At 46.1% G+C, this 20,129-nt stretch carries 19 protein-coding genes; 6 read left to right on the top strand and 13 right to left on the bottom strand.

Annotated features, from left to right (window positions below):
* Positions 1–57: 57 nt before the first annotated feature.
* From KI743_RS05010 to KI743_RS04990, 5 genes are all read right to left on the bottom strand, one after another.
* Positions 58–792: a PIG-L deacetylase family protein gene (locus KI743_RS05010; protein ID WP_032553670.1), complete on the bottom strand. Its 735-nt coding sequence runs from the start codon at positions 790–792 to the stop codon at positions 58–60.
* A gap of 64 nt (positions 793–856) precedes the next feature.
* Positions 857–1,861, bottom strand: coding sequence for an aldo/keto reductase (locus KI743_RS05005; RefSeq protein WP_285465409.1), 1,005 nt, complete (start codon positions 1,859–1,861; stop codon positions 857–859).
* An 11-nt stretch (positions 1,862–1,872) separates the two neighbouring features.
* A complete protein-coding gene (locus KI743_RS05000; RefSeq protein ID WP_285465408.1) occupies positions 1,873–2,826 on the bottom strand; it encodes a Gfo/Idh/MocA family oxidoreductase in 954 nt (317 codons plus the stop codon).
* A gap of 30 nt (positions 2,827–2,856) precedes the next feature.
* The gene (locus KI743_RS04995) at positions 2,857–3,777 is read right to left on the bottom strand and encodes a DUF1932 domain-containing protein (RefSeq protein ID WP_285465406.1); all 921 of its coding nucleotides are present in this window, start codon (positions 3,775–3,777) and stop codon (positions 2,857–2,859) included.
* A 119-nt stretch (positions 3,778–3,896) separates the two neighbouring features.
* Positions 3,897–5,114: a LysR family transcriptional regulator gene (locus KI743_RS04990; RefSeq protein WP_150868301.1), complete on the bottom strand. Its 1,218-nt coding sequence runs from the start codon at positions 5,112–5,114 to the stop codon at positions 3,897–3,899.
* A 424-nt stretch (positions 5,115–5,538) separates the two neighbouring features.
* Between KI743_RS04990 and KI743_RS04985 the strand changes: the two genes are divergently transcribed.
* The 6 genes from KI743_RS04985 (at position 5,539) to KI743_RS04960 (ending at position 12,267) form a co-directional block, all read left to right on the top strand.
* Positions 5,539–6,543, top strand: coding sequence for a DctP family TRAP transporter solute-binding subunit (locus KI743_RS04985; RefSeq protein ID WP_032553664.1), 1,005 nt, complete (start codon positions 5,539–5,541; stop codon positions 6,541–6,543).
* A gap of 63 nt (positions 6,544–6,606) precedes the next feature.
* A complete protein-coding gene (locus KI743_RS04980) occupies positions 6,607–7,104 on the top strand; it encodes a TRAP transporter small permease (protein ID WP_225310850.1) in 498 nt (165 codons plus the stop codon).
* Positions 7,105–7,113: 9 nt separating this feature from the next.
* The gene (locus KI743_RS04975) at positions 7,114–8,379 is read left to right on the top strand and encodes a TRAP transporter large permease (protein WP_150896982.1); all 1,266 of its coding nucleotides are present in this window, start codon (positions 7,114–7,116) and stop codon (positions 8,377–8,379) included.
* Between the two features lie 9 nt (positions 8,380–8,388).
* Positions 8,389–9,318, top strand: a complete 930-nt coding sequence (locus tag KI743_RS04970) for an AEC family transporter (RefSeq protein ID WP_285465405.1) — start codon at positions 8,389–8,391, stop codon at positions 9,316–9,318.
* A 43-nt stretch (positions 9,319–9,361) separates the two neighbouring features.
* Positions 9,362–10,432 (top strand): Gfo/Idh/MocA family protein, encoded by a 1,071-nt coding sequence (locus KI743_RS04965; RefSeq protein ID WP_285465404.1) that lies wholly within the window; start codon positions 9,362–9,364, stop codon positions 10,430–10,432.
* Positions 10,433–10,443: 11 nt separating this feature from the next.
* Positions 10,444–12,267, top strand: coding sequence for a bifunctional sugar phosphate isomerase/epimerase/4-hydroxyphenylpyruvate dioxygenase family protein (locus KI743_RS04960; RefSeq protein ID WP_285465402.1), 1,824 nt, complete (start codon positions 10,444–10,446; stop codon positions 12,265–12,267).
* A 97-nt stretch (positions 12,268–12,364) separates the two neighbouring features.
* Here KI743_RS04960 and ahpF read toward each other — a convergent pair whose 3' ends face one another.
* From ahpF to KI743_RS04920, 8 genes are all read right to left on the bottom strand, one after another.
* Positions 12,365–13,963 (bottom strand): alkyl hydroperoxide reductase subunit F, encoded by a 1,599-nt coding sequence (ahpF, locus tag KI743_RS04955; protein ID WP_285465401.1) that lies wholly within the window; start codon positions 13,961–13,963, stop codon positions 12,365–12,367.
* A gap of 281 nt (positions 13,964–14,244) precedes the next feature.
* Positions 14,245–14,802, bottom strand: a complete 558-nt coding sequence (gene ahpC / locus KI743_RS04950) for an alkyl hydroperoxide reductase subunit C (RefSeq protein ID WP_285465400.1) — start codon at positions 14,800–14,802, stop codon at positions 14,245–14,247.
* A 267-nt stretch (positions 14,803–15,069) separates the two neighbouring features.
* Entirely contained in the window at positions 15,070–15,591 is a 522-nt protein-coding gene (locus KI743_RS04945; protein WP_285465399.1) for a DUF3833 domain-containing protein, read from the bottom strand.
* Positions 15,592–15,606: 15 nt separating this feature from the next.
* Positions 15,607–16,167, bottom strand: coding sequence for a chalcone isomerase family protein (locus tag KI743_RS04940; RefSeq protein ID WP_285465398.1), 561 nt, complete (start codon positions 16,165–16,167; stop codon positions 15,607–15,609).
* A gap of 3 nt (positions 16,168–16,170) precedes the next feature.
* On the bottom strand, positions 16,171–16,695 hold the full coding sequence (locus KI743_RS04935) for a DUF2878 domain-containing protein (RefSeq protein WP_172974285.1): 525 nt from the start codon (positions 16,693–16,695) through the stop codon (positions 16,171–16,173).
* Positions 16,673–17,953, bottom strand: a complete 1,281-nt coding sequence (locus KI743_RS04930; RefSeq protein ID WP_150868312.1) for a cyclopropane-fatty-acyl-phospholipid synthase family protein — start codon at positions 17,951–17,953, stop codon at positions 16,673–16,675. The genes KI743_RS04935 and KI743_RS04930 overlap by 23 nt, the downstream gene beginning before the upstream one ends.
* A gap of 31 nt (positions 17,954–17,984) precedes the next feature.
* Complete coding sequence (locus KI743_RS04925) at positions 17,985–18,878, bottom strand: DUF1365 domain-containing protein (RefSeq protein WP_285465397.1); 894 nt, start codon at positions 18,876–18,878, stop codon at positions 17,985–17,987.
* Entirely contained in the window at positions 18,875–20,128 is a 1,254-nt protein-coding gene (locus KI743_RS04920) for an NAD(P)/FAD-dependent oxidoreductase (RefSeq protein WP_285465396.1), read from the bottom strand. Before KI743_RS04920 ends, KI743_RS04925 begins: the two co-directional genes overlap by 4 nt.
* Position 20,129 lies beyond the last annotated feature (1 nt).

The following is a 20,129-nucleotide window of genomic DNA, read 5'->3' as shown; positions in this document are numbered from 1 at the left end:
CCGGAAAGCCGCAATGAACCTTTCTTTTTAAGCAACGTTCGGTGTGCTAATGGTTAATTACAACGAATCAACACACTGCGGGAAGATTGCTTGGAAGCCTTCAGCGTGTTGACAGCTTCTGCCGCCTGCTTGGCCACCTGAGTTACGTCTAAAGTGGTTTCCACGGTTTTCCGCCAGGTTCTCGTAGAAGGTCCATAGGTGTTCTTGACCTTGCATGCACTCAATCGCGGCTTTTTTGCTTTCCCATACTTCAGAGATGTCTAGGAAGGTATTTGGTTTCCATTCCATTTGCTCACTTTGGTGCGGTTCGAATAGGTAAACCTGAGGTGCGCCTAGTACTTTCTCACCTGGGTTATGACCCCAAGCTTGTGCGATCATGCGGCATTGCAGAGTGATCTCAGTTGCGTACATGTGGTCTGTATTGTACGGGTCCCATTTAGAGTGCGTCATGATGAACTCTGGTTGAATCTCACGGATCAGGTCGACGATCTGGTACTTACCTTCTTTGTCGATTTCTAGCGGGTAATCACCGAAGTCAAAGAAACGAATATCACTCACTCCAAGTGCTGCGGCTGCGGCTGTCGCTTCTTCGTGACGGATGCGTTTTACATCTTCAAGCGTCATGCCTTCTTGCTTCCAAAGCTTTGCTGACTCACCACGTTCACCGTATGAAAGACAAGCGATAGTCACTTCGTAACCGAGTTTTTGGTGAAGTGCGATGGCACCGCCACAACGCCATACAAAATCTGCTGAGTGGGCACTGATTACTAAAGCTGTTTTCTTTGTTGTCATGTTATTAATCCTTTACTTACTTTGCGCTCTTTTCTGTGAGCTTGTTTTTATGTTTGGTTTGAAGTTAAAACTCTTCGGTATCGATTTCTACTTGTGTTGGCCCGTTGTAGCGGCCACCAATGAAAGATGATTGCGGTACAGTTCGATCAATCAGTTCCAACAACGGCTTAGAGATGGAGTAGAGTTGTGCATTCCAGTTATCTTCTAGGTGTTGCAAGCTGGTTGTCCCTGGCAAAGCGATAGAGTGGGGCGCTTTGGCAAGTGTCCAAGCCAGTGCGAACTGAGCTAGAGTGGGTGTTGGCAGAGTGGTATTCTCTTCAGCAAAAATTGGTAGTAGAGAAGCAAACTTATTGACTGCCGTTACGTTTGACTCGAAGTTCTCATTGCTAAACCTTGGCATCGCATTACGAATATCACCATCGACAAATTGATTGCTTTGTAACTCACCACTGAGAATGCCGCGTCCAACCGGGCTGAATGAAACAAAGGTGCTACCCAGTTCGCTACACTTATCGATCACAGCAATTTCAGCGTTGCGTGACCAGAGCGAATACTCCGATTGAACCGCTGCAATAGGGTGCACTTGATACGCTTTCTCTAGGGTTTTTGCCGATACTTCAGACAAACCAATGTGCTTGATTTTGCCTTCTTCGACTAGTCGAGAAAGCTCGCCGACACTCTCTTCAATTGGAACCGTTTTATCCCAGCGATGCAGATAGTAGAGGTCGATGACATCGGTGTTTAAACGCTGCAGTGCGTCTTCACAAGTTTGGCGAATTGTCTCTGGACGACCGTCGATAGCGCGCTTACCGTCAGGGCCTTTGAACATGCCACATTTACTAGCAAGGAAGAATTCATCACGGCGATGACCGACTGCTTTTGCCAACAATTTTTCGTTGTTGCCAAAGCCATAAAGCGCAGCAGTGTCTAACATGTTATAGCCAAGGTCTAACGCTTTATTGAGCAGTTTGATGCTGTGATCTTCGCCTGGTGGTGTGCCATAAGCGTGAGAGACATTCATACAACCCAGTGCGATTGGTGCAAGTGAGTGCTCACCTATTCTAATCATCGCCGTATTCCTTACTCTTGCTCTAATAGCTGTTCAAGTTCGTGCAGTGTTTCCATTGCAGGCAGGCAGCTCGCAACACTTGAATTCGGCTCACGACCTGTGCGGATTGCATCGAAAAACTCACGATCAATAAGCTCGATACCGTTGTTAGAAACCGCAACACCTTCGAGTGAAATCGGTGTCTCTTTGCCATCGAATAGATCGTCGTAGCGAGCGATGTAAGTGCCTTCGTCACAGATGTAGCGGAAGAAAGTGCCAAATGGACCATCGTTATTGAAAGAAAGTGATAGCGTACAAAGCGCGCCAGATGGCGTCTTCATACCAATACTCATATCCATTGCGATATTGAGCTCTGGGTGAATCGGGCCTTGCAGTGCTTGAATCTTTGATGCCTTCTCACCGGTTTGATATTGGAAAAGGTCAACAGTGTGACAAGCGTGATGCCATAGTAGGTGATCAGTCCAAGTGCGCGGTTCACCTTTGGCATTAGTGTTGGTGCGACGGAAGAAGTAGGTTTGAACATCCATTTGTTGAATGTTTAGCTCGCCAGCTACAATCTTGTTGTGGATCCACTGGTGGCTTGGATTAAATCGACGAGTGTGACCAGCCATAGCGACAACACCAGTTTTCTTCTGAGTCTCAACCACTTTGTAGCTGTCTTCAATGTTGTCTGCCATTGGGATTTCAACCAGAACATGCTTGCCAGCTTCCATACATGCGATAGCTTGCTCAGCATGCATTTGAGTTGGTGTTGCTAGAATCACAGCATCGACGTTGTCAGATTTCAGTGCTTCTTCCAGTGAAGAGAAGCCTTGAGCAGTTTGATTGTAATCTGTGATGAGTTGATCAAGCTTGTCCGCTTCAGGGGCAACCATAGCTGTAACAGTAACATCGTCGATATTACGCAGTGCTTCTAAATGTTTTTGGCCGAATGCACCCGTAGCGCCTACTACACACACTTTCATAATCATTCCTTTTGTATTCAAGCGATTAAACTATTGGATATTTTGTAATTTCGTTGCGGTCGATTCAGTATCCGCGACCTGCAGTTGTTCTATGATCTGGTCTGACAGTTGAGCGAGAGGTTGCTCTGACGCTTCGATGTTGAGTTCACCGAGCGATTGATGCCAGTTCATTGCACCCTCGACCATCGAGTGACTCATGCCTAACTCGTTTAATGTCGTAGCGACCTCTTTTAATTCTGCGTGGCGTCTCTGACCGTGGTTGAGCATGCGTTCCATGTGGTAACGACTTAGGTGACTCAGCTCTAACCCTGGGTAGGTGTGACTTAATGACTTGAGTACGTGATGTTCAACACCTGATTTACGAGCTGCCAGAACGCACTCTGTGGTTAGCGCCTCTAAGCCTTTGACCATGACTGAGCGCATCATTTTTATGCTTGATGCATCACCTACGTTTTCCGAGATAACCTCAATATCGAAACCCAGCAGACCAAGGTATTCCGCGACCTTGTCGGCTTTTTGTCCGGATAGGTAGAGCGGAATATTAGGCTGTGATGTCAATACTGGCGCCATGATGGCAATGTCGATGTACTCAGCGCCTTGCGCTTTAACCAGTTTTGCCAGTCTTTGTTTGGCTTGTGGTGAACAAGAGTTGCAGTCGAGTACAATTTGTTTTTCCGTCAGAGAGCCTACGATCTGCTGCAGTGCTTGTTCAGCTTGGTCAGCTGTGACTAAGGAAAAAATAAGTTGCGCACCGTGAATGGCTTCTTCAGGGCGAAATGTCCCTTGTACACCTTGGTCAATATATTCGAGGAGTTTATTTTCTCGGGTAAATACATTGTTTGTCTTTATATCAAAGGCGTTAATTATTTCTGGCGCTTTATTGTTCCAGCTTGAAATAAAGGTTTTGGCTGCTTCACCAAAACCAATAAACGCAATCCTACTGACTTTCACCATAACCACCTTTTTGTTCGTTAATTATCTTTGGCTATGGTCAAACACTATCATTTGGTATTGGGTGCGGATAATCAAATTAATTCAAAGGGTATTCAATTTTGAAAAAAACAGGGTTATTAAAGAGACATTTTTACCCCATTTGTTCGCAATAATTTTAAAAAGTGAGTTTGTACAGAAGTGGCAAACCAGTTTTTACGTACCGTTAAACCAATGGGTCTGGATTGTTCTTCGCCTTCATAGGGAAGAGCAACTAAATGCCCCTCATCGAGATCGCGTCTGATTTGATGTTGAGAAAGAAGGGTTAATCGATCACTGCCCAGTAATAGCTCTTTGACTAGCATCTGAGAGCTTGCCTCAATCAAACGACTCGGTACTTCAAGGGAGGCCTTGGTAAACATATCTTCGAACATCTTGCGGGCGGGTGTTGCACTGGAGGAGACAACCCAGCTCGATTCTTGAAGTTCTTTGATACTGACTTTCTCTTTAGTCGCTAAAGGATGATCAGCTCGCGATAAAATAGTGTTCTTCGATTCAAATAGCGTTTCTTGGCGAATATCGGTACTAGGAACGGGAAAGCGCAGAGCGCCAATTAGAATATCGATCTCACCATATTTTAGATGGTTGAGCAGGTCTTTATATGGGCCATCAATCACGTGTATTTGGCAGTCAGGATAAGCCTTGGAAAATTCATTAATGGTACTTGGAAGCAAGCAGGTTCTCGCGAGAGGTAAACAGCCTACTGTGATCACTGAACCGTGTCGGTTACTTAGTAGGTTAACTTCATCAAGTCCTTGTTTTATTTCAACAAAAGCAAGCTTACTTGCCTTGTCTAACGCCGCTCCTGCCTTCGAGAGGGCAATGCCAGTACTGGTCTTTTCAAACAGAGTAAACCCGAGTATTTCTTCAAGATCTTTTGATGCTCGATAGACTGATGATTGAGACACTTCAAGTAATCGGCTCGCCTCGGTAAAGCTTTGTCCGTTAGCGACGGCAACGAGTGCTTTTAGTTGAGTGGTGGTGATATTAAACAGATAACGCTGCACACTATTTTTACGTTGCTTTGTGGCAATCTTGAGCGCATTTGAGATGCCTTGACTGATGTTTTCCAGCGCACGGTCAATTCGAAAAGCGAAAGCTTCGCCCTGTTTTGTTGGCGTCATACCATCACTGGTACGTTCAAACAGCTCACTATTCATACTCTTTTCAAGTTTAGAGATGGCTTGTGTAATTGCGGGTTGAGAGAGGAAAACCGTGTCAGATGCTTTGCTGATACTTCCGGTGTGAACGACTTCTGAGATCGCCCTAAGGTGGCGCAAATTGGGGATATTAAACATACGGTTTCCTTACCACTGACTACCAGTTACAGTACGAAATATGAAATAAATCACAGTTTGATGTTTTGGAGCTATAACTCTATTTATGATCTGGCTCGAAATAGCTGACGCCCTTATCAATGGACATATTAGTAACGGAATTCAAACGCTCTATGAAGTGGCGAACGATATATTGTTTCCAAAGTGTGACTTAATTCTCCAAAATTAACCAATTTGTAAAATATAAGATTTAACCATTTATTGATGGTGATTATGTTTATATTTTTGATTTAAGTTTCTGATTTTATGCGTTTATTTCTTGTTGCTTTCGACCTTTTGATAACGAGGGTTATCTAATTTTTGAATAATGCTTTCAGTAAGTGAATTTTGTTTTGTTAATTCCTAGTGTTAGTTTTATCGGCAATGAAACAGGAGGTTCCATAGAATGAAAACTATAAAGACACTATCACTGGCTGTATCACTGGCGTTTGCTGCAAACACATCAGCTGCGGATATCGATATCACAATAGGTCATGTCGACTCTCAGGATTGGACGATCTCTAAGAAAGGGGCCGCGACACAGGTATTCAAAAATATCGTAGAAGCGGAATCTGGTGGTCGTATCGCGGTTAACATCTACCCATCAGGTCAACTTGGTGGTGAAACAGAACTGCTTCAGTCAACGCAAGAGGGAATGCTGACCATGACGATGGTGTCTGGCGCTTACTCTAAATTGTGTAAAGAAGCCAATGTTCTTGAAATTCCTTACCTTTTCCCTTCAGCACCTGTTGCTTGGGAAGTGTTGGATGGCGAGTTTGGCCAACAACTTAATGAGCAATGTTTAAAACAGACAGGTCTGCGTAACCTGGCTTACGGTGAGACAGGCTTCCGCCACTTCACTAACTCGAAACGTGAAATCAAATCTCCTGATGACCTGAAAGGTCTGAAAATTCGTGTAATGACAACCCCGCTTTATGTTGAGTTGCTGAAATCTTTAGGCGCTGAGCCAACGCCTATTGCATTCCCGGAAGTACCAGCTGCTTTAACAACCGGTGTTATTGATGGTCAAGAAAACCCAGTGAGCGTTATTAGCGCGAATAAGTTCTACGAGCTGCAAGAGTACATCACACTGGATGGCCACGTTTATGGCACCGATTTCTTATTAATGAATGATGACTTTTACCAAGGTTTATCTGATGCAGACCGCGCGATCATCGACCGTGCAGCGCAAGTTGCAGGTACAGTTGGCCGAGCTGTTCAGCAGGTTAACTCTGCAGAAGGTCTAGAAACGCTAGGTAAGAAAGGCATGAAGATCACGTCATTGACAGCAGAGCAGCAGAAGCAATTCCGCGACAAAACTCAGCCTGCGGTAATCAAATGGCTTGAAGGTACCGTAGATTCGAAATGGATCGATGGCGCACTTCAAGCGGTTGAGACTGCAACGAAGTAACTCTGATGTTCGCAGCATTGATGGTCTCAATGCTGCGCTTTCCCAAGGAGATAGGGAACTATGATGGAACAATATAAAAAACTATTGGCATTCTGCGCAGGTTCGTCTCTGTTTGTACTGTTTGCAGTTATGCTGGTCACGACCATCTCGCGCTATTTTTTCAATACCTCAATTCTATGGGGTGAAGAGCTGTGTAAGTACTCAATGATCTACGGTGTGATGTTTGGTACCTCTCTCTGTTACCTAGAAGGGCTGCACATTAAATTTGCGGTTCTAGATTCAGTCAAGTCGGCCATTTTCCAAAAGGTATTGGCGATTGTGGTTGATATCGCAGTGCTAGTATCGGCGGGCATCATGACTTACTCAGGTTACTTATTCGTCATGAAACGCGGTGGTATCGAATCACCAGGTATTGGTTTGAATATGGCTTACTTCCAGTCTGCGTTAGTTGTTGGTGGTATCTGTCTGTTTGTAGCCGCTCTATTACGTCTCGCACAACACGTCACGCTATCTCGACGCGCCAATGCGCCAGTCTCTTCTCTCACTCAAGGCGATGTATAAGGATCTACTATGCCATCAATAGCTTTAATGGGCGGTATGCTCGTATTTGGTGTTCCGCTAGTGTTTGCCATTATTTTGGCTATGTCGTTCTACGTAACGAGCACTCCAATCTCAATCAGCCTTGTTGCACAACGAATTTTTAGCGGATTAGACTCATACTCTATTCTGGCTGTTCCACTGTTTGTTCTGGCTGGTGAGCTGATGAACAAGAGTGGAATTACGAATCGTATTATCGATTTTGCTAACGCCTTGGTTGGACACTTCCGTGGTGGCTTAGCACAAGTAAACATCTGGTCTTCGGTGATGTTTGCCGGGATCTCAGGTTCAGCGGTAGCAGATACTTCTGCACTGGGCCGAGTGTTTATCCCACAGATGGAAAAAGAGGGCTACAGCAAAGAGTTTTCATCGGCACTGACCGCAGCCTCTTCGGTGATTGGTCCTATGATCCCACCGAGTATTCCGGTGATCATCTACGCGCTTATCGCCAGTGGTGTCTCGGTTCCTGCGCTGTTCTTAGCAGGTATTGTTCCGGGTGTTTTGTCGGCGATTGCCCTGTCAGTGTTTGTTTTCTTTTATGCGACCAAGCATAAGATTGTGAATACCGGTGTGCGAACAAGCCGTCGCAAAGCTTTGGTTAAAGCCTTTGTACCGCTAACGATGCCAATCTTTATCCTTGGCTCGATTCTAATGGGTATCGTGACACCGACGGAAGCGGCTGCCTTTGCTGCATTTTATGCACTGTCGGTAGGCATGTTCATGTACAAATCAATTAAACTCAGCGATTTACCTGAAGTGTTCATGCGTTCAATGCGCGACTCTTCTATCGTATTGATTCTGATTGCTGTTGTCTCTGTAGCAAACTGGCTGCTGACGTTCTCACGTGTTCCTCAATACATTAGTCAACAAGTGCTTAGTACTATCTCAGATCCGATTATGTTCCTAATCATGGTGAACCTAATCCTACTGGCGGTCGGCCTGTTCCTTGAAGGCATTGCAGCCATGCTGATTCTGATTCCAATCTTCCATCCGATTGCGATGAGCTTTGGTATCGACCCTGTTCACTTTGGCATTGTGGTTATTTTCAACCTAATGATTGGTTTGATTACACCACCAATGGGTATCTGTCTGTTTGTCTCCAATACCATTTCCAAGGTCGGGATTGCTGCGATATCTAAGCAAGTTATTCCTCTATTCCTACTGGAAGTCGTGGTGCTGTTCTTCATTACTTTCGTACCACAAAGCGTGCTCTTCCTACCGAAGTTATTCGGCTACTAGAGAAAAACAATGTTTGTATTTGAAGTGTTGCTGCCACTGATTTTTATCGTGGCAGTAGGGTTCCTCTCGACCAAAAAAGGCTTTTTTAGCCAACAATTCGTCGCTGAGGTGAGCAAGTTCGTGCTGTATGTATCGCTGCCAGCAGTGATCATCAGCAGCTTGAGTAGCATTGAATTAGGGCAAGTCATCCACGTCAACTTCATGTTGGTGTACGCCATTGCGGGCTTGAGTGCGATGACCGTGGCGATATTGGTGAGCAAAGGCCTGCTCAAGTCCACTTGGACGGAAAGCTTCATCAATGGTCTGGGCAGCGGCATGCCAAACAGCGCGTTCGTTGGCTTTCCAGTGGTGCTATCGCTGTACGACGGTCAGTTCATTGAAGCATTTTTAATGTGTGTACTGATTGAGAATCTGGTGTTTATCCCATTAAGTTTGATTTCACTGGAGTTTGCCCAAGGTCGTTCGTCAAGCATCGGTGAGCAACTAAAGGTTGTCGCGGGTCGTATTAGTCGCAACCCGATTATCTTAGCGATCAGCTTTGCCTTAGTTGTGAATATAACGGGGATTCGCTTGCCAGAATTCGTGGCTGATGGGGTATCCATTTTTGCGAAAACATCGGTTGCTCTCGCCCTATTTGCGATTGGGGGAGCGCTCGGTCAATCACTGAAATTTGAGCAGTTCAGACGAATCGCTTTTGTGACGTCGATGAAGCTGGTGTTCTTTCCATTGATCGTCGTGGCACTGCTGATGACGCTACCCGTAGAGGGAGACCTCAAGTATGTCTTATTGATTTTTGCTGCGTCTCCTATGTTGTCCATCTACCCGATTTTAGGTGGGCTCTATCAACAACAACGCTTCTGTTTAAACACTCTAATTATAACGACGGTGGCCTCTGGACTCTCGCTGTCCGTCGTAATTGCTATCACAACATCATCATAAAAATAGACGCCTGTAGAGCGTGAATGAAAAATAAGGTCATAACATGGAACAAGTTAAAATTGCTGTCGCTGGGGCAGGTCTGATCGGGAAAACACACATCAAACTGGTTTCTGAAAACGCGCAATGTCAGTTGGCGTCGATTGTTGATCCTTCTCCGGGTGCTAAAGAGGTTGCGGAAGAGTATGGCGTTAAGGTCTACGCCAGCCTAGAAGAGCTGTTTGCACAAGATAAGCCGGACGGTGTGATCTTGGCGACACCAAATCGTCTGCATGCTATTCAAGCGCACGAGTGTATCAACGCTGGCGTGCCTGCCATTGTCGAGAAGCCTGTTACCGACTCGATCGAAGATGCCATTGAGCTTCTTAAACACGCAAATCGTGAAGAAGCAAAAATGCTGGTTGGTCACCACCGTGCTTACAGCCCACTGCTAGAGACAGCTAAGTCGATCATCGACAGCGGCGAACTGGGCAAGACGGTATCTATCATGGGCAGCGCGATGTTCTACAAACCTGATTACTACTACAACGAAGGCGAGTGGCGCAAAGTTAAAGGTGGCGGCCCGATCCTAATCAACATGATTCATGAGATTGGCAATCTGCGTCATTTGGTTGGTGACATTGTTGGTGTCCAAGCTCTGAATTCAAGCGCGACCCGCGAGTTTGAAGTGGAAGACACAACTGCAATCTCACTGCGATTTTCCAATGGCACGCTGGGTTCATTCATGTTGTCTGATGCCTCGGCAAGCCCGCGCAGCTGGGAACAAACCTCGCAAGAAAACAAGACCTACGCGACTTATGAAACTGAAGATTGTTACCACGTGGCAGGTACCAACGGTTCGCTATCGATCCCCACAATGCAGATTAAGTCGTTTAAAGAGGGGGTGACGCCTTCTTGGTGGAATGCGATGGAAGAGCGCCAAGAGCCAGTAACGCGTGAAGATCCACTTAAGCGTCAACTTGAGCACTTCTGCGCTCTAATTCGTGGTGAAGAGCAAACGCCAAAAGTGAGCATTTACGATGGCCTGCAAAATCTATTGGTGATCGACGCCATCATTAAAGCGACAGAAACGGAGCAATACGTTCCGGTTCAAGATGTTACTGCGCTGGTTAATTAAGGGAGTTTAGAATGAAGTATTCAATCGCGACCGTTTGTCTATCTGGCACTCTTGAACAGAAGATGCATGCAGCGGCTAAAGCCGGTTTTCATGCCATCGAAATTTTTGAAAATGATTTAACTCAGTACCGTGGTTCTGCAGCCGACGTTAAACGTATTGCTGACAGCATGGGGCTTGAGATCTTGGTTCTACAACCTTTCCGAGACATGGAAGGGATGCCAAATGGCTTGCGCGAAAAGAAATACAAGATGATGGAGCGCAAGATGGATCTGGCACATCAACTCGGCACAAAACGCCTAATGATGTGCAGTAATGTCAATCCACTCTCGACTAATAATCTCGACCGTTGTGCTGAAGATCTGCACGCCCTAGCAGAACTGGCCAAGCGTGAAGATATGGAGCTAGGTTATGAAGCGCTGGCATGGGGGCGTCACATTGCCGACTACGATGACGCTTGGAACTTGGTGAAGATGGTCGACCATCCGAATCTTGGTGTGGTATTGGACACCTTCCACATGTTTGCTCGTGGCAATACGCTAGATACGCTGCGTGAAGATATTCCAGTGGAAAAGATTGCTTTGGTGCAGGTCGCTGATGCGCCGAAAATGCAGATGGATATTTTGCAATACAGCCGTCACTATCGATGCTTCCCGGGGCAAGGTGATTTCCCAGTGATCGACTTTGTGAAAACACTCAAAGATAAAGGTTACGATGATTACCTCTCTCATGAAGTATTTAACGATGAGTTCCGCGCCTCTTCTCCAAAAGAGAAAGCGGTGGATGGCGTACGTTCATTGAAATGGCTCGAAGATCAGACCAACAACCTGTTTGAGATGCCAAGCGTGTCTGATTTGAGCTTCATTGAATTTGCGGTAAAAGAGCGTGAAGACAACCCATTTACCGATGTGATTGAGTCATTGGGCTTTAGCAAAACACACAGCCATAAGAGTAAGAATGTCGATCTATACCAAGTAGGTGATATTAACTTCGTCTTTAACTACGAGAAAAACAGCAACGCTCAGGCTTACTTAGAAGGTCATGGTGAATCTGTGTGTGCGCTAGGTGTATTAACCAAAGATTCAGATCGTTTGGTTGAACTGGCAAAACGCTATAACAGCCCAGCGATTTTCCAAGCTCGCCAAGAAAATGAGCTGGATATTCCAACGCTGAAGAGTTCTAGCAACCTGATGATTCATCTTTTGGATGAGAACCAAGCAGACAAGTTCTACGACGTCGATTTCAAGCCGGTAGAGCAGCAACCAGCAGTGAACGATAACTTGATTCGCGTTGACCACATTGGTCAGGTAGTGTCACCAGAGACTTTGCTGTCGAACATGTTCTTCTATAAGTCGATCTTTGGCTTTGTTCCTGAAGAGAGCTTCGATCTTCCAGATATCAATGGCTTGATTACTAGCCGCACGATTAAGAGCCCGAACGAGAATATTAAGATCGCACTCAACAGCACCAGCGCGAAGCGCACTTCGGCTCAGCGATTCTTGAACGACTCTAACGGTGCGAGCATCAATCAGATTGCCATTGAGTGTCGAGACATCTTCAAAGCAGCGGCAAACCTATCGCCTATCTACCAATTGAAGATACCGAATAACTACTACCTAGATATTCAGGCACAGTTTGATTTGGAAGATGAGTCGATTGAACAGCTACAGCAAAACAACATTCTTTACACCGAAGATGATACGGGTGCGTTTTTCCACTTCTACACCAAGGAAGTGAATGGCTTGTTCTTTGAAGTGGTGCAGCGAGTGGGCGAGTATAAGAAATACGGTGAAACCAACGCCTTTATTCGTTTGGCTTCCCAGTCTTATCAGGATTAAAGAGAAGTGTTATAAACCTATTTTATTAATCATAAAAAAAGCCACTACTGACTTCAGTGGTGGCTTTCTCTTTTGTTAGGCTTGCAGCGTTATTTGATTACGCTACTTCTGCCACTTTTTTAGCGACTGGCGCTGGGTTGCGAATTAGGTGGTCAAATGCACCTAGGCTCGCTTTTGCACCTTCACCCATCGCGATGATGATCTGCTTGTAAGGTACGGTTGTTACGTCACCTGCTGCAAATACACCCTTCATAGAAGTTGCGCCGTGTGCGTCAATCTCGATTTCACCACGTGGTGATAGTTCAACCTTAGTGCCTTTCAACCATTCGCTGTTCGGCATCAGACCGATTTGAACAAAGATACCCGCTAGGTCGATGCGCTTGATCTCATCAGTGTTGCGATCTTTGTACTCAAGACCTGTTACTCGGTTGCCATCGCCAAGCACTTGTGTTGTTTGTGCCATCTTTATGATATCGATGTTTGGCGTTGCGTTCGCTTTGTCGATAAGTACTTGGTCTGCACGTAGTGTGTCTGCAAATTCAAGAACCGTTACATGTTCAACAATACCCGCTAGGTCGATTGCAGCTTCAATACCTGAGTTACCACCACCGATTACAGCTGTTTTCTTGCCTTTGAACAGTGGACCGTCACAGTGTGGGCAGTATGCCACGCCTTTGTTGCGGTACTCTTGCTCACCCGGTACGTTCATTTCACGCCAGCGTGCACCTGTACTTGTGATAACCGTGCGAGCTCGCAGTGTTGCTCCGCTCTCTAGCTCAACGTGGATGTAACCGTCTTCTGTGTCTTCCGCGTCGATGATGTTAGCAGCGCGTTGCTCGGTCATCACCTCTACGCCATACTCTTTTACATGCTCTTCAAGGCTAGCTACTAGCTTAGGACCTGTGGTCGCTTTCACTGAGATGAAGTTCTCAATCGCCATTGTGTCCATTACTTGGCCACCAAAGCGGTCTGCAACCACACCTGTGCGAATGCCTTTACGTGCTGCGTAGATTGCTGCAGAAGAACCTGCAGGGCCACCGCCAACAACAAGAACGTCAAATGGTGCTTGCTTACTTAGGCTCGCCGCTTTTTTCTCAGCTGCGCCAGAATCTACTTTGTTTAGGATCTCTGCCAGAGACATACGGCCTTGGCCAAATAGTTCACCGTTGATGAATACGCTTGGTACCGCCATGATGTCGCGTGATTTCACTTCGTCTTGGAAGGCTGCGCCGTCAATCATGGTTGTTTTGATTAGCGGGTTGATTGCTGACATCATGTTGAACGCTTGCACAACCTCAGGACAGTTTTGGCAAGAAAGCGAAATGAAGATTTCAACATTCAGTGGCTCGCCTAGGTTTTTTATCTGCTCAATCACGTCGTCTTCAAGCTTGATTGGGTGACCGCCACTGTGTAACAGTGCCAATACCAATGAAGTGAACTCATGCCCCATAGGTAGGCCAGCGAAACCGATGCTTGTGCCTTTCTCTGTGTTCAACACTTGCATGATTGGTTTGCGGTCACTTGCGCTATCGTCACGGATAACTACAACTTTGTCAGAGAGTTCTGAGATGTCGTTCGCCAGCTTCTCTAGTTTGCTTGCTGTTTCGCTTTCATCCAGGCTAAGAACGAGCTTAACGTCATTTTTTAGGAATTCTAAGTATGTTTGCAGTTGCTGCTTCATTGCTTGGTCTAACATGATATGCCTACTTTTTTTTCTGTTCGGGGGCGCTGTTTTGCGCTGATGGAGTTATATTGCCTTGGCCATCACAATTGGTAAATTCGGACGTTTCTATTAGTTTGGTAGGTAAAACCTATCAATAATCGGCAAAACTTATCGCACAGGTAAATTCCGTTTTAACTGTCTGAATAAAAACAAAAAACCACATCGCATGGATGTGGTTTTGAGTATTAAAGCGGCGCGCCAAAGCCCTTTAGGAGGCAGGCTAAGGCACGCCTGTAGAACGGGTTAGTAGATGTTTAGATCTTACCTACTAGGTCTAGAGATGGTGCTAGTGTCTCTTCGCCTTCTTTCCATTTAGCTGGGCAAACTTCACCTGGGTTGTTTGCTACGTACTGAGCCGCTTTAACTTTGCGTAGTAGGTCTTCAGCGTCACGACCGATGCCTTCAGCAGTGATTTCCATTGCTTGGATAACACCTTGTGGGTCGATTAGGAATGTAGCGCGGTCTGCAAGGCCTTGACCTTCACGCATTACGTTGAAGTTGTTTGTGATAGTGCCTGTTTGGTCGCCTACCATGAAGTACTCGATAGTACCGATTTTGTCAGAAGTATCGTGCCATGCTTTGTGAGAGAAGTGTGTGTCAGTTGATACTGAGTAAACTTCCACGCCACGAGACTGAAGCTCTGCGTATTTCTCTTGTAGGTCTACAAGTTCAGTAGGACATACGAAAGTAAAATCTGCTGGGTAGAAGAAGAATACTGCCCACTTACCTTTCACGTCTTGCTCTGAGATTTCTACGAATTCGCCGTTTTTGAATGCCGTTGCGTTGAATGGTTTGATTTCTGTGTTGATCATGATTTTACTCTCTTTAATTTGTTGTTTTGACGCTGCCTTGCGTCGATGGAGATATATTGCCTCGACAGGCTCAGAGGGTAAATTCGGACGTTTCTATTGTTCTAATAGGAGATAGCTATCAAGTATGAAAGGCAAAAGCTATTGAAAGGTAAATCTAGTGATAGGTAAGTTCAATCAGCGCTGTGAAGGTTGATTTGAGATGATGGAAACAGAAAGCCTCGACTCAAAGAGTGAGTCGAGGCTTGTGTAATCTGTTGCTATTGACGGCTAGCGTTTTTCGATAAACAGTATGACTTCGCCGACCTTGAACCCGAACTTGGACATTTCGGTTTTGTTGAACAGGCGCTTGTCGTCCATCAAAAACATCCAGTCGTCCAGCGTCACTTCATACATTGAACCGTCGACTTCGATTTCTAGCGTGTATTTCCAGTAAAGGGCAGAGCCTTGAGTTTCACCATACGCTTCGCCTATTACGTCGCCAGCCGAGCCTGTGTAGGTGTTGTCGCCAGTTTTAACCAGTTGCCAGATCCGAGTGGAACGTTCACCATCAGCGAAGCGAAACCACTCTTTGATTTCACCCTGTTCGCCTTGCCACTCTGCCACTAAATCCGCTTCAAAACGTCGCAGTAGATTACCAGAGCGATCGAGCACCATGCCGTAAGCGATGAGGTCGCCATCAAAGAACTGTTCGAGCTTGAGTTCAGGTGTGGTGCCCGTATGTTCGGATAAGTTGGCGGAGCCACACCCAATTAGAAGAGAGCAAAGTAAAAGTAGCCATCCTGTTTTCATTCATTGTGTCCTGTTTTATTTGTTGAGACCTAACAACTGTTGGCGGAGTTTCGGTTCCGACGTGTTTTCTGACAGCCAGATAGAGAGAAAGGCTTGTCCAAATTGGGTATCGGTAATGGTGCCGATTGGTTGTTCGTCGAAATAGAATTGGCTCTGCTGGTTTTCTGAAACGCGAATGGTCAGAGTGCTGCCCTGTTTTACGTTCGGCCACATTTCGTAGAGTGGAGCGATCCAGCTCTTGATCTTACTGTCTGCGTAGCCCAGTTTTTCCCACTGATCTTGCGTTGCATCTACCAAGTCTTTGCTATCAATGTCGCGGTAGTATTCGATTTTCAGTGCTTGCTCAGAGCGAGTAGGTGTGGTGTATAGCTCGGCGTTGTAGAGGGTCCAAAAGAGATATGTCATCTCTCCTTCGCCCTGCTTATTCAAATCACCAACGGGAGAGGCGTTAGCGGCGTTGTGGAAGATAAGTGCACTGCACGCAAACAGGGTTGCAAGCGCTGACAGTAAGTAACGCTTCCATTGCGATAGAGGGTGGCGCTGAACTTTAGCACGACCCTGTGTTGAATAAGCCATAAGTCACCTCGTTGTCTCCGCCATATTGGGCTTGTTTAGATACGAGTAGCCGACCACTAATAAAGGGATTACCAAACCCCAACTGACCGCAAGCGTGGATAACACCCACACATCTGGCCATGTGGACTGAAGCGCACCTGCCTTGATGCCGCCCCAGTAGCTACTAGTACCTCCTACGAAACCGAGGAGAATGAGGATCACTTTTGGACATTTCATTAGCCAATTGAGGCTATGGTTAAAACTGATTAAGAACATCACCCACAAGCAGGCGAGCCACACCGGGAACCAAGTTTGGTTGGCAATGTTTGGGTGTGCTGAGAAGGCGCCAAGACCAATCATTAAGCTATCGAGGAGTAGGCCGATTGGCAACAAGAGTAAGACTCTGAGGTCGTCACGACGAGTGGGTGAAAGAAGAAAGTGCAGCGCCACCAATAGTGGCGCTATAAAGACGGCTTGCTCGGTAAAGAAAGCACTGCTTACCCAAGTGGCTTGAAACAGAACAAGGTTAATAATCCAGAACCGTTTCATCTTTTGCTCCATAGTAGCGAGGCTTACGCGCCACAATGTGATGAGTGCTTATCACGCGTTCAAGGAAGGCGCCTTCGCAGTAGCAGAAATAGAAGGTCCACAGTCGCTTGAATTCTTCTGAATACCCTAGGCTTTGCAGTTCATCCCAGCTCTGCTCAAACGCGACATTCCAATCGTTTAGCGTGCGCGCGTAGTGCAAGCCGATGTCGTCAATTTCTTGGACGACAAGATCAGTGCTCTGTGCAAGGTGACCTGTCATGACAGCAACAGAGGGTAGGCAGCCGCCTGGGAAGATATATTTCTGAATGAAATCGACCCCTTTACGGTATTTCTCATAACGCCCATCTGCGATGGTGATCGCTTGTATCAACATCTTGCCTGTTGGCTTGAGCAGCTGAGAGCAGGTAGTAAAGAAGGTTTGTAGAAATTCATGACCAACCGCTTCAATCATCTCAATAGAGACTAGCTTGTCGTATTGGCCTGATAGGTTGCGATAGTCCTCTTTAAGCAGAGTGATCTTGTCGCTTAGTCCGAGTGCTTCAATGCGCTGCTTGGCAAGTTCGTGCTGAGCATCAGAGATAGTCGTGGTTGTAACGTGGCAGCCGTAGTTTTGCGCCATAAATATCGCCAGTCCACCCCATCCAGTGCCTATCTCAACCACGCTGTCTTCTTCTGTTAACTCTAAGCGTTCACAAATGGTACGCATCTTATTTTGCTGAGCGTCTGCGAGCTGGGTAGCTTGTTCACTGTAAATGGCTGAAGAGTATTGCATTGATGGGTCTAGGAAGCGTTCGTAAAGCTCGTTACCAATATCGTAATGGGCCAGGATGTTACGCTTCGAGCCTTGCTCTGTATTGGCGTTCTGCTTTCTCAAGAATAAGTTTTTAATCTTGGACAGCCACTGTGTCTTGTCATCTAGCTCGTCGAGTTGCTGCTGGTTGCGAGCCATGATTTGAATGACACGAGTTAGATGTGGACTTGTCCACTTGCCGTCAATGTACGCCTCTGAAGCGCCAATACTGCCGTTAAGGACAACGTCTTTAAAGAAACTAGAATCGTGAATGACAATCTCGGCGTGAAGGTTGGCTTCTCGGTCACCAAATATTGAATGCTCATCCCCTTCGATGACTTCGAGCTGGGCTCCCTGTAAGCGTTCCAGAATAGTGAAAACAAGGCTTCGATACTTACAGTTTTTGTTCAGCACTGCGGTTTGAGGCTGCTGCTTGATGTTGTGATTTTGTTTGGCAAGCTGTTCCATGTAGACCTCGCTGAGAAAATTCTCGTCTTAGTTAATTCTTGTATTGTGGTGGCTTGGAAACTGAATCTGGGTGCGAGATAAAGGGCACCTTTTTGATGAACAGTTTCAAAGCCTGGTAATAAATGCCTAGCACAACCTTAGTGGTCATGGCCGGAGTTCGAATCAGTGTTTGTCGTATATCACTGGCAGTCATCGGTTGTTTTTCGAGTGCCAATGTGGCGTCAAATACCTTCTTGTCTCCGGGATATTGCTCGTCCCTATGATTTTCAATATGGACTAAAGTGCGGCGTGATGGAGGCTTGATCTTCCAATGGTAAGTCATGTCTAAATCCATAAATGGTGACACGTGGAAGTCTTTCTTCGCCTTCAACTCTTGCTGCATGTCTATCAAATAATAGTGTCGTTCACGCCAAGGGGTGTTGCTTACCTCAGCCAGCATGTAACGGCACTCCAAATTTTCGTCAAAGCAAAAGAAGCAGTTGATTGGGCTAAAATAAATCCCGAAACAACGGCACTGTGCGAGCATGGTGACACGGTTGGATTCGCTCCATTGACCGCTCAGTGATTTCACTTTGAGAGCTATACGCTGCTTTAGAGTTTTTGGTTCAATGCTGTTTTGTGTTTTATAGCTATTTGACGTTTTATCATTGATTTGCGACTCATGATTGCCTAAAGACTCATCTCCGTTGAATGTCTTCTCCGGAACATAATCTGTCTCAACAAAGCGAATGGGGTTGAACCAACGGGTACCGAAGACCAAGCTACGCGCTGTTGTCTGCTCGATCTCATCCAAATCAAGTCCCATCATATACAGCTGATAGCTAAACTCGTGGGTAATGGCACCGAAACGGCGGTGCCTTACGTTGCCCCAGTAGATGCCACTGCGTTCGGTGTTTTCATCGAAGTGGCGAGTTACCGTGCTCATAGTTCTAGTCCAAAGCGTTTGGTCACGTCGAGTGCACTGCGCACACCATCTTCATGGAAGCCGTTATACCAGTAAGCACCCGCAAAATGAGTGCGATTGTGCCCACACATGGTTTCACGCTGCTGCTGCGCTTGAACGGTATTGGAGTTAAGCACTGGGTGATGGTAGACAAACTGACGAATGATCTTATCTGGGTTAATAGCCTCGCTCTGGTTGAGGGTGACACAGAAGGTGGTATCGTCTTCAATCCCTTGCAAAATGTTCATGTTGTAGGTGACACAGGCTGGTCGCTTGCTGTTGCCATCTAACATGTAGTTCCAGCTCGCCCACGCTAGCTTGCGATCAGGTAGTAACTTAGTATCGGTGTGAAGCACCACTTCATTACGGCTGTATGGAATTTCACCCAACACCGCTTTCTCTTGTTCAGTCGCGTCACCGAGTAGCGCCAGAGCTTGGTCAGAGTGACAAGCGAAGATCACTTCATCAAAAATCTGTATTTCACCAGATTCAAATTCGATAGCGACTTCACTTTCATAGCGGGTCACCTGCTTGATGTGGCTGTTGAGCTGAACGGGTTTAGATAGGCGAGATAGAATAACATCGACGTAGGAGCGTGAACCTTTTGGAATCACATACCACTGCGGCCTGTTGGTGATATCGAGTAACCCGTGGTTGAAAAAGAATTGGATAAAGAACTTAAGTTCGAACTGTTCCATCTCTTCTAGGCTGGTGGACCAAATAGCCGCACCCATAGGAAGTATGTAGTGTTGGCTGAAAAAGTCTGAAAAGCGGTAGTGATTCAGGAAATCGCCTAGCGTTTCATCTTCGGTAAACTGATGGTTTTGAAAGCGTTCCTTGCACAGTTTGTTGAATTTGATGATCTCAAGGATCAGGGTCCAAAACTGCGGCTTTAAAATATTGCTGCGCTGAGCGAACAGTGAATTGATGCTGTGACCGTTGTACTCAAACTGAGTGCCAGTGTTGTGAACACTGAAGCTCATTTCTGTTTCTTGGCGATCTACGCCAAGCTGTTCGAGTAGCTTGTTGAAGTTAGGGTAGGTACGATCGTTGAACACAATGAAACCTGTGTCGATAGAAAATGCCTTGCCTTGGTGTTCAATATCGACAGTGGCTGTGTGCCCACCGACATAATCATTTTTCTCAAAAATCGTGATGTCGTGGTGTTTATCTAATACGTGTGCGCAAGTGAGTCCGGAGATACCGGAGCCAATAATGGCAATCTTTTTCATT

Origin of the sequence: Vibrio sp. D420a (genome assembly GCF_030248625.1) — a bacterium.
Taxonomy (GTDB): Bacteria; Pseudomonadota; Gammaproteobacteria; order Enterobacterales; family Vibrionaceae; genus Vibrio; species Vibrio fortis_A.
Note: the sequence above shows the minus strand (reverse complement) of the source record. Positions and strands in the feature narration are given on the sequence as shown.